The sequence below is a fragment of the Candidatus Eisenbacteria bacterium genome, assembly GCA_018831195.1.
In the GTDB taxonomy this organism is placed as follows: Bacteria; Eisenbacteria; RBG-16-71-46; order CAIMUX01; family JAHJDP01; genus JAHJDP01.
The window spans coordinates 83,662-98,460 of sequence record JAHJDP010000065.1 but is presented as its reverse complement, the minus strand read 5'-3'; the positions used below and the strand labels follow the sequence as shown (position 1 = coordinate 98,460).

The 14,799-nt window shown below is 53.1% G+C and carries 9 protein-coding genes; 2 read left to right on the top strand and 7 right to left on the bottom strand.

The genetic code is table 11. From position 1 onward, the window contains the following. Positions 1 to 5: 5 nt before the first annotated feature. From KJ970_11490 to KJ970_11475, 4 genes are all read right to left on the bottom strand, one after another. Positions 6 to 1,952, bottom strand: a complete 1,947-nt coding sequence (locus tag KJ970_11490; protein MBU2691540.1) for a 4Fe-4S binding protein — start codon at positions 1,950 to 1,952, stop codon at positions 6 to 8. Next, positions 1,936 to 2,400: an NADH-quinone oxidoreductase subunit NuoE gene (nuoE, locus tag KJ970_11485; protein MBU2691539.1), complete on the bottom strand. Its 465-nt coding sequence runs from the start codon at positions 2,398 to 2,400 to the stop codon at positions 1,936 to 1,938. The genes KJ970_11490 and nuoE overlap by 17 nt, the downstream gene beginning before the upstream one ends. A gap of 96 nt (positions 2,401 to 2,496) precedes the next feature. Then, positions 2,497 to 2,826: a serine kinase gene (locus KJ970_11480; protein ID MBU2691538.1), complete on the bottom strand. Its 330-nt coding sequence runs from the start codon at positions 2,824 to 2,826 to the stop codon at positions 2,497 to 2,499. A gap of 49 nt (positions 2,827 to 2,875) precedes the next feature. Next, positions 2,876 to 3,409 carry a hypothetical protein gene (locus KJ970_11475; GenBank protein MBU2691537.1) on the bottom strand — a complete coding sequence of 178 codons (534 nt, stop codon included), beginning with the start codon at positions 3,407 to 3,409 and terminating at the stop codon, positions 2,876 to 2,878. A 344-nt stretch (positions 3,410 to 3,753) separates the two neighbouring features. Between KJ970_11475 and KJ970_11470 the strand changes: the two genes are divergently transcribed. Further along, entirely contained in the window at positions 3,754 to 5,397 is a 1,644-nt protein-coding gene (locus KJ970_11470; protein ID MBU2691536.1) for a C69 family dipeptidase, read from the top strand. On the opposite strand, the gene KJ970_11465 is transcribed toward KJ970_11470, so the two are convergent. Then, positions 5,398 to 7,413 (bottom strand): metallophosphoesterase family protein, encoded by a 2,016-nt coding sequence (locus KJ970_11465; protein MBU2691535.1) that lies wholly within the window; start codon positions 7,411 to 7,413, stop codon positions 5,398 to 5,400. It lies immediately after the preceding gene. An 18-nt stretch (positions 7,414 to 7,431) separates the two neighbouring features. Further along, positions 7,432 to 9,252, bottom strand: a complete 1,821-nt coding sequence (locus KJ970_11460; protein ID MBU2691534.1) for an OPT/YSL family transporter — start codon at positions 9,250 to 9,252, stop codon at positions 7,432 to 7,434. A 228-nt stretch (positions 9,253 to 9,480) separates the two neighbouring features. Between KJ970_11460 and KJ970_11455 the strand changes: the two genes are divergently transcribed. Then, positions 9,481 to 11,397, top strand: coding sequence for a S9 family peptidase (locus KJ970_11455; GenBank protein MBU2691533.1), 1,917 nt, complete (start codon positions 9,481 to 9,483; stop codon positions 11,395 to 11,397). Between the two features lie 13 nt (positions 11,398 to 11,410). On the opposite strand, the gene KJ970_11450 is transcribed toward KJ970_11455, so the two are convergent. Beyond that, positions 11,411 to 14,797, bottom strand: a complete 3,387-nt coding sequence (locus tag KJ970_11450; GenBank protein ID MBU2691532.1) for an efflux RND transporter permease subunit — start codon at positions 14,795 to 14,797, stop codon at positions 11,411 to 11,413. Between the last annotated feature and the right edge of the window lie 2 nt (positions 14,798 to 14,799).

Below are 14,799 nucleotides of genomic sequence, written 5' to 3'. Positions count from 1 at the left end.
CGATATCATCTTCCATTGCCAGATGTGTCGGAGGTGATGACGATGGCGTCTCCGGCCACCGCATCGAACCGGCAGATCTCATAGCAAGCTCGACATTTTATACATTTGCTTTCATCAATGTTGTGCGGCTGCGATCTCGGTCCAGTAATCGCCCCTGTTGGACAAACCCGGACACAGGACATACAGCCGGTGCATTTTTCGGGAAGAATGCGAAACTGAACGAGATCCTGGCACACAGCGGCTGGACAGCGGTGATCCCGCGTGTGGGCCAAGTACTCTTCTTCAAAATATTTCAAAGTTGACAAGGCTGGATTCGGTGCTGTATTCCCGAGTCCGCACAAAGCCCCTCCCTGAATCACCCGGCCGAGAGTGGCGATTTTCTCGAGATCTTCCGGTTTCCCTTCTCCTTTGGTGATCTTGGTCAGCACGCTATGCAGGTGCCGTGTCCCAACCCTGCACGGAACGCATTTCCCACAAGATTCAGACATTGTGAAATTCAGAAAGAATTTTGCCAGATCAACAACACAGGTGTCGGTATCTATTACAATGAGGCCGCCGGAACCCATAATCGATCCCACGCTTTTCAATGATTCGTAATCCACCGGGATATCCATCATTCTGGCGGGGATCGTACCGCCGGAAGGCCCCCCGGTCTGAACCGCCTTCACCTCTTTATTGCCCGGCGCTCCACCGCCGATCTCTTCAACGATTTCTCTCAGGGTCATACCCATCGGCACTTCAATAAGACCGGTATTATTGACTTTGCCGACCAACGAGAAGGCTTTCGTGCCTTTGCTTGTCTCCGTGCCGAAACTTGAAAACCAATCGGCGCCCTTTTCGATAATGGGAGCCAGAGTTCCTAGAGTCTCAACATTGTTGATGATCGTCGGCTTTCCCCAGAGTCCTTTTTCCGCCGGGAACGGAGGCCGGCTGCGAGGCATCCCCCGCCCCCCTTCGATCGAAGTCATCAGCGCCGTTTCCTCGCCGCAGACAAAAGCCCCGCCGCCGCGGCAAATCTTAACATTGAAATTAAAACCGCTGCCCAGAATATCCTCGCCCAGGAGGCCGACGTCATAGCATATATCGAGCGCGTTTTGCAGGCTCTTCAAAGCGACCGGGTATTCCAACCTGACGTACATAAACCCTTCATCGGCCCCGATGGCATAGGCGGCAATCAACATCCCTTCGATGACGTTGAATGGATCCCCTTCCATGAGGTAGCCGTCCATAAAGGCGCCCGGATCACCCTCATCTCCATTCGCGACAAGATACCGTTTATCGCTCTTCATCCCTGCACAAACCCGCCACTTCTTTCCTGTCGGGAACCCTCCGCCGCCCCGCCCCCTCAACCCACTTGCCTCGATTGTATCGATGATCTCCATGGGCTTCATACTCAAAGCTTTTATCAGACCCTTGAAACCGCCGACGGATAAATAGTCATCGAGAGATCTGGGATCGATGGTGCCGATATTCCTGAGGACGATTCGTGTCTGCCTTGCATAGAAAGGGATATCGGTAAATTTGGGGATATACTCCTTCGTTTTAAGGTCGCGATGAATGAATCTCTTGACAACCTCGCCGTCAACCACCGTATTTTGTACAATAAGCGGAACCGCCTCTGCGGTAACGCGTTCGTACATCAAATCGCCGGGCTGAAAAACAACGAGTGGGCCGCGTTCACAGAAACCCTGGCAACCCGTTGTCTTGACAGCGAGCTCGACCTTCATATCGATTTTCCGCTTCTTTAGCTCATCACGGAATGCTTGCGCCACTCCCTCGGCCCCATTGCTGAGACATCCTGTGCCGCCGCAGATCAGGATGGTGCGCTTGATAGCCGCTTTGGCTTTGATCGCCGCTTCCCGGCGTTTTTCAAGATCATTCACACGATGAAAACGATGAAGCGCTCCTCCGCCGTTTTTCCGTGACGGCACAGGCTTATTTTTTGATCTCATCCATCACCTTCCCGACTTTAAGAACCGACATTTTGCCATGGATCGTCTCATCAATTTTGATGACCGGGGCTATGGCGCAGCACCCCAGGCAATTGACATGATGCAGCTCAAATTTTCCGTCCGGCGTCGTTTGCCCTTGCCTGATGCCAAGCATTCTTTCCAGCATATTGCCGATCGGCTGCCCTCCGCGCACATGGCAGGCCGTTCCCATACAAACGTGAATTGAATGTTCTCCGGGAGGAACAAATCGAAAATGTGAATAGAATGTGGCGACCCCATAAATATCATTTTCGGTTATGCGCAGACGGCGTGAGATTTCTCTGATTGACGCGGGAGAGAGATAACCTTCGGCGGCTTGAACATCCTGAAGGATGGGAATGAGGTATTCTCGTTGCGGCGCATACTTTTCCAGAATGGGCGCAGTTGATCGTGAGGTGGAACCCGCCATAAAACCTCCCATCCATTCAAATTGAAATTTTGCCCTGTTATTCAGCTATGATGAATCCCGTGTGTGCGGCCCATAATGATGTCATTACTTCGCTTCCTACATGATGCCTATGGCGCTCAGCTTTTTCGCCATGCCCCAGGCATCCAACTCGGTAGAGAACAGACTGATTTTCGCTCTCTCCGCCAGTTTAATGACATCCTCCAAAGGTTTTTTATCGCGAACATAAATAATGCAGCCCACATCGACCAGATTCGCCGTGGCAATCAGGTTCTTGTGAGTCTGAATGGTCAACAGAAGGCTGTTTGCCGGTGCGCCGGCAACGATATCACTGACCATATCCGAAATATAGACTCCTTCGATTTCCTTATCAAAAAGGGAACCCAGAAGTGTAAGATTAAGTTTCTCCGCGGCTTCAGAGATCTTCATCGTTCTATCCTCTCCCTTGCTTGAGGTTCTACACTTGCAATTAATAACCCTAAAATAGATCCTTCATACCGACGTCGGCGATGATCTCACCTTGACAGGTGTCAATCTTGCCGCGGTAAAGACAGGGTATGATTGTGATCCGTTTCCCGGGCGTTTTTATACGGCTGTTAAAGTAACTATTGAGCGCCTTGATTTCTTCAGAACCAATACATTCTTCGTTCTCATGCCCAGGATCGGGGCAAAGCGCAAGATAGACCCAGGAATCTTCATCCCCCGACTTTTCCCGGCCCTTCTTCGGCGCGAGACAATCTTCCTTGCAATCAAGACAGGCCATCAAAGCCATTACCTTATCTAATTTGATCTCCTTGCCGCACAATGTGCACTTGAAATCAAACTTGACAGCCTGGCTGCTCCCCAAGAATCCCCAGATATGTTTCCCTTCAACGTAGCTGTCCATATGATTGCGATCTTCGAGCGTAAAGAAATTCGCCCGGCGGCCGCAATGAGTGCATCCTTCGGTCACAAGATAACCATTGCGGAGATTGATAATCTCCCAAGCATGCCGGCAATTTTCTGCAGTCACAGCTTTCCCCCAGCGAGAGAGTGCCCTTTTTGATGACAGGCCGAAACGCATTCTGCAACAGTCTGTTGGACGTCCCTGCCTGGTAATCTTTACTTCTTTATATGAGTATACGCGCTTCTCAAGTCTCCACTGATATTCTATCTATGGACCTCATCAGGCACAACGCGAAATCATCCGAAGCGGCCTATGTTTTCATTCTTTCAAGCATCCAGACAACGGGGCGCCTCCCGGTGCGGGACAGCGCTGTATTTATCCGCTAACATAAGATCGTGTCCGATGGGATAAGACACAGAATGACTCGGAATCAGTCCCATTCCCGGCGGGAGCCGGTGCGAGGTGGATTCATGAAACGCCAAGATCTTCTCATCGTTTTTCCGGTCTTTTTCGTTCTTGCCGCTCTGGCTTCGCCACTCATGGCCTGTTCGAGCCTGCTCGTAACAAAGGGCGCCTCTGAAGACGGGTCGGTGATGATCACCTATACATGCGATGGGCGCTTCCTTCCTCATCTCGGTTACACACCCGCCGCCGATTACGAGGAAGGGGATTCTTTGGAAATCAGCGATTGGGAAGGAGCACTCCGGGGTGCAATTCCGCAGGTTCCCCATACTTATGCCGTGGTCGATCTGATGAATGAGCATCAACTCGCCATCGGCGAAACGACCTTTGACGGCCGCATGGAACTCCAAAATCCCCAAGGCTTGTTCAACTACTGGGACTTGATGTCTCTGGCTCTCCAGCGCGCCAGGACGGCAAGAGAGGCCATTGATGTGATCGCTGATCTTGTCGCCGAATTCGGCTACCGATCGACGGGAGAATCGATCTCAATCGCCGACAAGCAAGAAGCATGGATCCTTGAAATCATCGGGCCCGGGGAGGGCGGAAGGGGTGCGCATTGGGTCGCCCTCCGGCTCCCGGATGGGACGATTTCAGCCCATGCCAACAAGGCCCGGATCAGTGAGTTTCCCATTGATGATCCTGAAAACTGCCACTATTCGAAGAATGTTATATCGTTTGCCGTTGAGATGGGTTATTACGATCCTCAGTCAGGCCGGCCGTTCAGTTTCTGCGACGCTTATGATCCCGCCACGCCGGAAAACAAACGATACTGCAGCGCCCGGGTTTGGTCCCTATTCCGTCGCGCCGCGCCCTCCCAGTCTTTTTCGGCCGATTACCACAGGGGCGTCGAGGGCGCCGAACCCTATCCCCTCTGGATTCATCCGGATAAAAAAATCTCCCTCAGAGATGTCATCGAGCTGATGCGCGACCATTACGAGGGCACTCCGTACGACATGACGAAGGGAATCGACGCCGGTCCCTATGCGTGCCCGAAACGCTGGCGTCCTCTTTCCTGGAGTGTGGATGAACAGGAGTATGCGTGGGAACGTTCCATTTCGACACAACAGACCGGCTTTTCGTTCATCTCACAATCCCGTTCATGGTTGCCCGACCCGATCGGCGGTATCTACTGGTATGGATTGGATGACACCTACATGACCTGCTATATGCCGCTCTATTGCGGAATCGACCAGGTGCCGCACTCATTCACAATCGGTGATTACAAGTCGTTTTCTTGGGATGCGCCGTGGTGGGTCTTTAACTTTGTTTCGAATTTCGCCTGTTTGAAATTTTCCTACATGATTCAGGATATCCAGACCGTGCAACGGGAATTGGAGAACGGCTTTCTCTCCCGCCAGCCGGCCGTTGAAAAGGCGGCGGTCGAGCTCGAGAAGACCGATCCCGCTCTTCTGACGGCGTATCTGACTGACTATTCACTGACGCATGCCGAAGCGGTTGTCACCCGCTGGCGCCAATTAGGCGAAAATCTCATGACAAAGTACAATGACGGGTATGTAAAAAACGAAGAGGGCCGGGCTGAAGAGATGGGATATCCCAAGGAATGGCTGCGTCGTGTATTGAGCGAACGCCCCGGTCAATTCAAACTGAAACCGCGCAGCGCCGATGTTCCGAAATCGCAGCTGACCGATTGATCAGCGGTTCTTTATGGTCATAAGATTGGGAATCGAATCAATCAACTCGCCGTACGGATTATAGACCTCCAGCGAAACCTGGTTTTGATAGGCGGCGACGATGAAGATATTTTCCTGCGAGGAATAGTAATATCCCGATTTACCATCCTCTCGCGACTTCCAATATTGATTCCAAGGAGTCGGCTGCTCTGAATAATACGGTGCGCCGCCCCCCCCACACGTCAGATACCAGACCGGATGGCCCAAATCCTTCAAGGGGGATGCCGGCTCATCACTCTCCCAGGCAATAACGCCATCCTCATTCCGGTCATCCTGCAAGGGATCTCCGACCGGCACTACATTATCAATGATAACCCGATAATATGAGTGTTCATCAGAACAGAAGACCGCGGCCACCTTGCGATGCTGCGCGACGAGCCGGGCGAAACGGTTGCGAACCTCCAGCAATCCATCTTTCTCAGGTTCGAGCCGGCCGTGGCTGTACACATAAGCTCGAATATTATTCGACCCATCGTACCACATGGCGTCATTGACATGTCCCCCGCAGGGAAATACCGGCTCTTGCGCCATCAAAAAGACGTATTGAATCGATGGATCGATTTCGGCCTGCTCAAGTTCGCGCTCAATCCACTTCATCTGGTCGTCAAATAAATAGCCTTCCGGCGACCCACCATAGAGTTCCGGTTCGTCGCCATACCAATAGTTATTGTTAAAGACGACAAAGAATGCCGCCCCATATTGAAATGAGTAAACGCTCTCCTTGTACGTTGGGCGCCTGGGATCCGACGGATCGGGACCATTTTTCGGATTGTGGAAACTCTCGGCAAAGACTGCTTCAGCGCTGTATTTGTCATAAGGCCAGCGGTCGATTGAGTGGGGATAGGGCCCACCCGACTCATAGGTTTTTAAAAGCGCCTCATGGTTTCCCATTGCCGTATAGACGGGGCGCTCACACCAAAATCCACTCATGGCCTGCTTGAAGCCATAGAGCTGCATCCGGAAATCGTCGGGACTCGTCGTGTATCCGGTGATAAGGTCGCCATCCATGAGAAAGAAGGCTGCATTTTTTTGATAGGCTAGTGACGCCAGCTTCTCCAGCGTCATGTAGTTCACTCCCATGAAATTTCTGGACCCGCCGCCGTGACCCGACCGGCTATCGCCGCAGAGCGCAAACACAACCGGATAAGCGCCCCGTGGAGCAGCTGTTTTAAAAGAATAGAATTTGGTCCATTGATCACCGATCCTAACCTGATATTGGTACTTTGTATCCGGCTTCAATCGAGTTAGCTTAACATTATGATCACTTGCGCGGTTGCTGGTAAACCTTCTCCCGTCACTCAGAAGGACGGCGGCCTCGACCGGACTGTTTGTCACAAAGGACACAAGAATTTCATCGGGATGCCCGCTTTCGATCAGGTTGACGCACGGCCCCTCCAAAAGCCACGGCTCGACCGCGAAACCCTCAGCGGTTTGGTGGAATGCGGCAAAGATGTCATACAGACCGAGGAAACGATCTTTTTCCTCGGTTTGGAGAAAGAGCTGAAAGCGGATAACGATTTGACCCCGAGTGATCCAATCTTCACTGTTGTACGTCAGCAAAAACTGCCCGACAGGCAACAGACAGCGGCCGTCAATCAGCGATGTCGATATACGAAAACGCTTATAACTAAATTTTGTTTCCCCCCCCTCAAAGGGATAAGGTCCTGCGTGGACATAACCATAGATCTTGGCCGGATCGATGGAGGTCTCATCGAGCAGAAGCCGCACATGCGAAAAATCGATAATGAGTCCGGTCTCCCCACCCTGAACGGCCATGGCGAGTTGCTCGCGGGAAAAGAGATTATGGATGGAAGAAACCCTAACCTCTGGGATTTGTTCAAGGGCCGAAAGATCTATCGGCAGGTCCTCCCGCCCAACACACCTCCCGTAAAGCGTCCCGACCAACAGCAAAATCAGACAGATGAAGCCCCATGCCGGCCGGCCCGTTCTTGTTAGCGAAAACTCTTGATGAGTCATTTTGAATCACTCTTTTCTTTAACCCGGCATCCCCAGCCAAATAAGAAAGGCTATGATCATCCCCATGAGACTCGACCCGGCGATACCCGATGCCCCTATGACAAACTGGTACTCCTCCATCTTCTCGGGCATTGCCAGTTTCAGAATAAAATAGATTGTCGCTCCCAGAAAAATGGCGAAGGAGTAACTGAAGGGAATAATCATCGCGACACCGATTCCGACGGGCGACGGCACCCATCGGCGGGTTTTGGGAGAGCTTTCGAGAACGCCCAGCCCAATGCCCAAAACCGCTCCGATGATCATGGCCATCACCGCGTAACCCGGCAGCGCACCAAAACCGTTGGCAAAGAGCTCCGCCAGGGCGGCGAATCGGAAAGCGGCCGGAGCGGGCATCGCCTCTGTTCCCAATTCATAGGTGCTGAAGATGAGCAGCAGCATGGGAACGGCAACGGCCGAGCCGACCAAGACTCCGATAATCTGTGCAAAGACCTGTTTCTTCGGTGTGGCGCCCACAAGCCACCCGGTTTTCAGATCCTGCATCATATCTCCGGCTTCGGAGGCGCCGGCGCCGGCGACTCCGGCCATGGTAAGGTTGGCTGTAATGTTGGCCGGCATAATCGCCCCGACTATCAATTGATTCATGCTGGCGAAGGCCGAAACAGGGTTCACCTCTGTCTGGCCGATACAGCGCACCGCGATAGCGGCCATGATAAAGGAGAGGATCACCGAAAGGATGGTCATCCACCAGGGGATGCCGAAGACGAACTGCATGACAAGCAGGCAGATTAAAGTGGACGACCCCAGCCAGGTCAGCCATGGTCTGAAACCCATTTCAATTTGGGATTCACCCCCCCCGCCGCCGATCGCCATCATGGAGCGGAAAGTGCCTGCAACCACGCGCCACTTCATCACCAGGGCCGTCAGACCGGCGGATATCATGATCATGACCCCGGGCCACATCGTCCAGGCCATGATCGTCCGATAGGCTGAAGCATCCTCGGCCAATGCGATCACACCGCCATTCACAAGGATGGGGCCGAGCACCGGCCAGGCGACAACCGCTCCCAGCAACATGGAGATCCCGATTCGCGGCCCCACGAGAAAGCCGGCGCCCAGCAGCAGCGGATCCCAGGCGATGCCGAGCAGCAGCCGCTCGGATGCGATCCCCATCCAGGCGCCGGTCTGCAGGGATATCCCGCTGAGCACACGGGGCACCCCCTCCTGAAGCCACTTGACCAGTGCCGACACCAAAATGAAGCACCCCAGCACGCCGCCGTGTTGCTTTGCCTGATCGCCCTTGTCATGCAGATTTTTCATGATCTCCGCGCAGGCGGTCCCTGATGGGAAACGGAGCTTCTCCACAACGACAACTTGCTTCCGCAGGGGAATCGCAAAGAAAACCCCCAGCAATGAGGTGGAAAAAACGAAGAGCATGATCTGCCACCAGGTCATTGGGGCGGGTATCGTCCCGGCGGCGGCCATGATGACAAAAGCCGGCACGACATTAACAATATTGCCGATGGACCCGGCCGCCGAACCCGCTGTCTGTGTGATGTTGTTTTCCAACAGGGTATATCTGGCCTTGAAGGCGCGGAAGATCATCAGCCCCATGATGGCCGCGATGATCGAACCGCCCTCGCCAAAGCCGGTCTTGAGCCCCATATAGATATTCACCGCCACAAGCAAAATGCCGATGAGACACCCCACAATAACGGCCCGGGGCGTGAATTCATTCATCCGGCGACCCTTGAAGACATTCTCCTTCCAATAGGACTCATCCCATTGGTCGGGGTGCAGCGGCGCGGAGCCGCCAAATGGTGCGGAACTCTTTTCAGACATAGCCCCCCCCGGGAATAGAAAACAATGGATCTGAAGTGAATAAACACCGCCGCTCGGACTTCGTCAAGAAATGTTCAGGCCGCCCGGCAAGGGCTGGATCCATCTCGATAGCCGATAACCTATTAAACGAGTGGGGTCTGCATGACACACAATTAATTGGCGCCCCGCGGCAATCGTGGTAGGCTCTCATAGAGTTCCACTGTTCCAAATCGATGAGGAGGCCATTCAATGTTGCGAAGAATAATATTCTGCGGACTACTTAGTATCCTTTTCCTGGGGATCATGGGATGCGCGACCCAAACGATCGACAAAGAAGTCCGGCTGATTCCTATGGAGGATTTCTTCAGGAATCCTCAAAAGGCGCGTTTCCAACTTTCACCCGATGGGGCGCATCTCGCCTTTCTCATGCCCTGGGAAAACCGGATGAATGTACATATCCAGAAGATCGGATCTGAAGAGATAACACGCATCACCGAAGCCACGGCCCGCGACATCATGGGATATGCTTGGGCCAATAATTCCCGGATCATCTTCATACAGGATACCGGGGGAGATGAAAATTTCCGCGCCTATGCGGTGGATATCGACGGCTCAAATCCAAAAGACTTGACACCCTTTGAAAATGTCAGGGTGAGCATTGTCGACGAACTGGAAGATATCGATGATGAGATGCTCATCTCCATGAATCGCCGGAATCCCAGGGTCTTTGATGTATACCGGATAAACATCAATACGGGCGATATGGCCCTCGCCGCCGAAAACCCCGGCAATATCTCCTTATGGCTCACCGATCATGAAGGAAAGGTTCGAGTTGCAACGACCTCCGACGGCGTGAATGAGAGCATCCTTTACCGGGAGACAGAATCCGATCCATTCCATGTAGCCGTCACAACGAATTTCAAGGATACGATCGCCCCCCTCTTTTTTACCTTTGACAACAAGAATCTCTATGTGCGCTCCAATATCGACAGGGACAAGTCAGCCATCTTCAGCTACGACATTGCCAATGCAAAGCCTTTGGATCTCATCTATGAGAACCCGGATGTTGATGTCGACTACCTGATGCACTCCAAGGCGCGCAAGGTCATCACCGCCGCCACATATACTACCGAAAAACGCCATTTCCATTTTCTTGATGATGATCGGCGTGAACTGCAAGAGACGCTGGAAGCCAAGCTGCCCGGATACGAAGTCAATGTTGTAAGCGCGAGCAAAGACGAGACAAAGGTTCTGGTCCGGACCTACAGCGACAAATCAATCGGCGCCTACTACTTTTATAACCGCTCCTCAGGTGACTTTCAAAAGCTTGTCGATATAAGTCCGTGGCTTAATGAGAAGGAGATGGGTTCGATGGAACCTATCTCGTATAAGTCCCGCGACGGCCTGACGATTCACGGCTATCTGACAATTCCGAGCTGGAAAGAACCCAAAAACCTGCCGGTGGTTGTATATCCGCACGGCGGACCGCATGCCCGTGATCGGTGGGGATTCAATCCGGAACTGCAATTTTTAGTTAACCGCGGATATGCCGTACTTCAAATGAATTTCCGCGGATCCACGGGATATGGAAAAGCATTCTGGACCGCGAGTTTCAAACAGTGGGGCCTGACAATGCAGGACGATATCACCGACGGTGTCCAATATCTAATAGATCAAGGGATCGCGGATCCCACCCGGATCGGTATTTATGGCACATCCTACGGTGGATATGCCGCGCTCGCCGGTCTGGCCTTTACACCCGATCTTTATGCCTGCGGTGTCAGCATGGCCGGCTTGTCCAATCTCTTCACAACACTCAGTTCCATCCCACCTTATTGGGAACTGGGACGCCAAATGTTCTATGAGATGATCGGGGATCCCGAAAAAGACAAGGAGTTATTGGAAGGGGCCTCACCCCTTTTCCACGCCGATGAGATCAAAGCCCCTCTCTTTGTCGCGCAGGGGGTCAATGATCCGAGAGCAAAGAAGGCCGAGGCCGATCAGATTGTTGAAGCCCTCAAAGCCAAAGGCATCGATGTGCCATATATGCTAAAAGACAATGAAGGCCACGGCTTCATGAACGAGGAGAATCGATTCGAATTCTACCGGGCTATGGAGGAATTCCTCGGCAAACACCTTGGCGGCCGTGTGGAGCCGCACAAATAGGGGAACCCGCTTTTTACCCGGTCACCGAATCCGGTTCAGGTTCCGCCGATGGCGCCTCTGGAAGTGCCTTTTTGCGGACTCTGTGCCAAAGCCGGATAACGACCCATCCAAACCGGGACATAACCCAGTAAATGGCGGGGATCGCACTGATGATCAGGACGGTGCTGCTGGTTAATCCACCGATGGAGGAGAGCGCAAGATTTTCCCAAATATCTTTGCCTTCCGACGTATCAGTGATCTTTATCAATAATGGCAGCAAACCCGCAATGGTGGTGCCGCTTGTTAGGAGGATTGACCGCAGTTGAATCCGCGTGCCGTCACAGATGGCCCGGCGCAGCAGCTCTTTTCGCTCAACGGCCGGCAGCCGCCATAGATCGACGGCTCCAAGCCTGTTTTTCGCGGGAACCAGATCCGGACCATACCCTTTCTCTTCCACCAACTCGCGGAGCTGAAGTCTGAATCGATTGATCAGCAGGATAGCATTGTTGACCACGATGCCGAAAAGCAAGACAAGACCAATCTTTGCGGATGAGTCAAATGTAGAATCGGTGATCCAGAAAAGCCCGACCACGCCCGTGAGGGCCATCGGTATCGAAATAATGACAAGCATCGGCAGTGTAACACTTTCAAAGAGAGCCGCGAGCGTCATAAAAATAAAGACAAGCGTCAATATTAGAACCGTCCGCATCTGCTCTTCTTCCTCCTCGGTCATCCTGACACCGGAGACATCTTCCGATGTATAACCATAAGGAAGCTCGATGCCATCGAGAATATCGTTAATGTAATGCTGCCGCATCCTATCTGTTCCAATGTATTCCCAATTGAGCATGCGCGAGTATTTTTGATCTTCGCGGTTGATCGATCCGATGACGGGCCGCATTTCGAGGGTAATGAGATCCGCCAGCCGGACTTTTTCCCCGTTCGGTGTCGTCATCGTTTTGCCGATAACCTGCTCATATTGGATATTTTCGGCATCGGAGAAGGACAGCATCAGCCGCTGATCTTTTCCGCCGACGATCATGTGCCACGGAGTCTCGATTCCGAGGAGCCGGCGCAGATAGCCCAGGACTTCTCCAACGCTGAGGTGATAGGCGACGAGGCGGTCCCGGTGAATGAAAATCACCGATTCATCCGCGGCGGCCCGGTCAAACCGGTCGCCGCTGGCAATCCGGATGTTGCGCACACGGCGGTTTTGATTCAAGCGCGTCATGGCTCCGTCACAAATCTGATCCAGGACCTTGCTGTTATACCCGGTGATCTTGATCCGGGAATTGCCAAGCCCCCCCCCTCGACCACCTTTCAGATATGGATCTCCAAACCCGTCAATCCATATGAACATGCCGCCCAGCTCCTCGGCGAGCAGGATCAGCCTGTTACGGAACAGCTCGGGGTATTCAGACCGAAGGAGTTCCGGCTCGAATTTAACTTCCAGATAGCCGCGGTTCTCCCAACTCCACGATTTCATGTGCACCCCTTCAGGCACGGGAAGCAACTCGGCCTCGAACAACTTCATGGTTTCGGAAGAAAGAAGAACATCCGTGCCGACCGGACGCTCGATATAGGCACCCAGTTGTTCTTCCTCGCCCTGCCGCCAGAAACCGCCCTGATGGATTTCGTTTCTAAAGATATAGTAACCCCCGGCAAAAAGACCGAGCATCAAAACAATGGGATACCACCAGAACCGCAGGTGAAAAGCGGTGATTTTTTCCACGTAGCTGACGAAGGCGCCGACAATGAATAAAACACCGAGGATTCCGGCACACCAGGCCCAATGATCAATCAACGTTCCGACATCTTTCAGGATCGCGAAAATCACACAGCCGATGACCGACAGACCGAGCACACCGACACACCAACGCAACAATAGACGTCCGCCGCCGCTCTCGGACTCCGGAGAAGGGCCGCCCGCCTTGCCGATCTCTTTTTGAGCTTCATTCCTCAGAGCCACAGGAATCCAGCAGAAGGCTACAAAGATCGACGCCAGCATCGCGATGCCGATGCTCACGGCAAGGGGTACATAGTAAAGGGAAAGCCGGCCGGATAGGAAAATAAAAGAAAGAAACGCTACGACCGTTGTCAATGTCGTGGCGAGTATTGGAAACGCGACCTCGCGTGTTCCGCTGACCAGAGCCTCCCGTGCATTCTTGCCGTTGGTCAGTCCGGCGAGACGCCGGTGAATGGCGTCCAGCACCAAAATGCTGTTGTCCAGAAGCATGCCGAAACAGACCGTCAATCCGCTGATGGTGATGAAATTGACAGAGATGCCGAAGAAGTAGAAGAGCGAGAGGCAAATCACAATAGCGAGAAGAATCGAGAAGATGACGATTGCCGTCAAACGAACTCGGCGAAGGGCTATCGCCAGCAGGACAAAGAGCAGCCCCAAAATAATCAATGACCGATAGACCAGCTCATGAAGCTTGCCCTCCAGTGCCTTTCCTTGATCCTCATCGATCTCGAAGGTCACGGGAAAGGGCAGCTCCTTTTCGATATCGGGCAACGCACTTCTTAGACGCCGGCTCACACTCACGGCGTTTTGTCCACTCCGCTTTGCGACAACCGCCTGTATAACATTCTTGCCGTTGATGCGCACAAAATAAGCCGGATCCTCGAAACTCGGCGTTATCTCAGCTATGTGGGTCAGGGTGATCGGCTGGCCGCGGATGGTGCGCAAGGTGGTCCGGCTGAGTCGCGCCAGTGTGATTGAATCTTTAACACTGACACTGAGCTCCAGCCCCGAGCGCCTTATCGCTCCGGCCGGAAGAATATCATCGAGCGCCTCGATCCGGCTGTACACTCCATCTGCCGTCAGATTATAGCGTTCCATCAGCTCCAAATCGAGAAGCACCTTTACAAGCGGCCGGGAACCGCCCTGCATCTCTGCATCGGCCACGCCCTGAATCGACAAGAGGCGGGGAACAAGCCAAGCCTCGGCTTCCTCCCTCAACTGATTCGTTGTGAGCGTTGATATCAGACTGAAAGTGAAGAAATCCTCGGTTCGAAACTCTTCTGGAACGTAGGGTTCAATGACCGGCTGCCCTGCTGTCGATGGTAGGTTGCGGCGCACAGCACCGAGTTGTTCTGAAATTTCAAGCCGGGCGAATTCCAAATTTGTATCACGTCTAAAAGATACCGTAACCTGGCTGCGGCCGGGAGATGACCTTGAGGTGAGTTCCTCGATACCATGCACCTTGCGGGCCGCTTCTTCTATCGGAATCGTAATGGATCGCTGGACGGCGCTGGGGGAGGCGCCGTTCCATCGAGTGTGTATGGTCAATGAAGGCAATTCCGTCTCCGGCATCGCTTCGATGTTCAAGCGCGGCAATGCGTAGGCGCCGCATATCATCAGCGCCGCGAAGAGCATCCAGGTAGCGACGGGATGGTTGATAAAAAACCGTATCATGC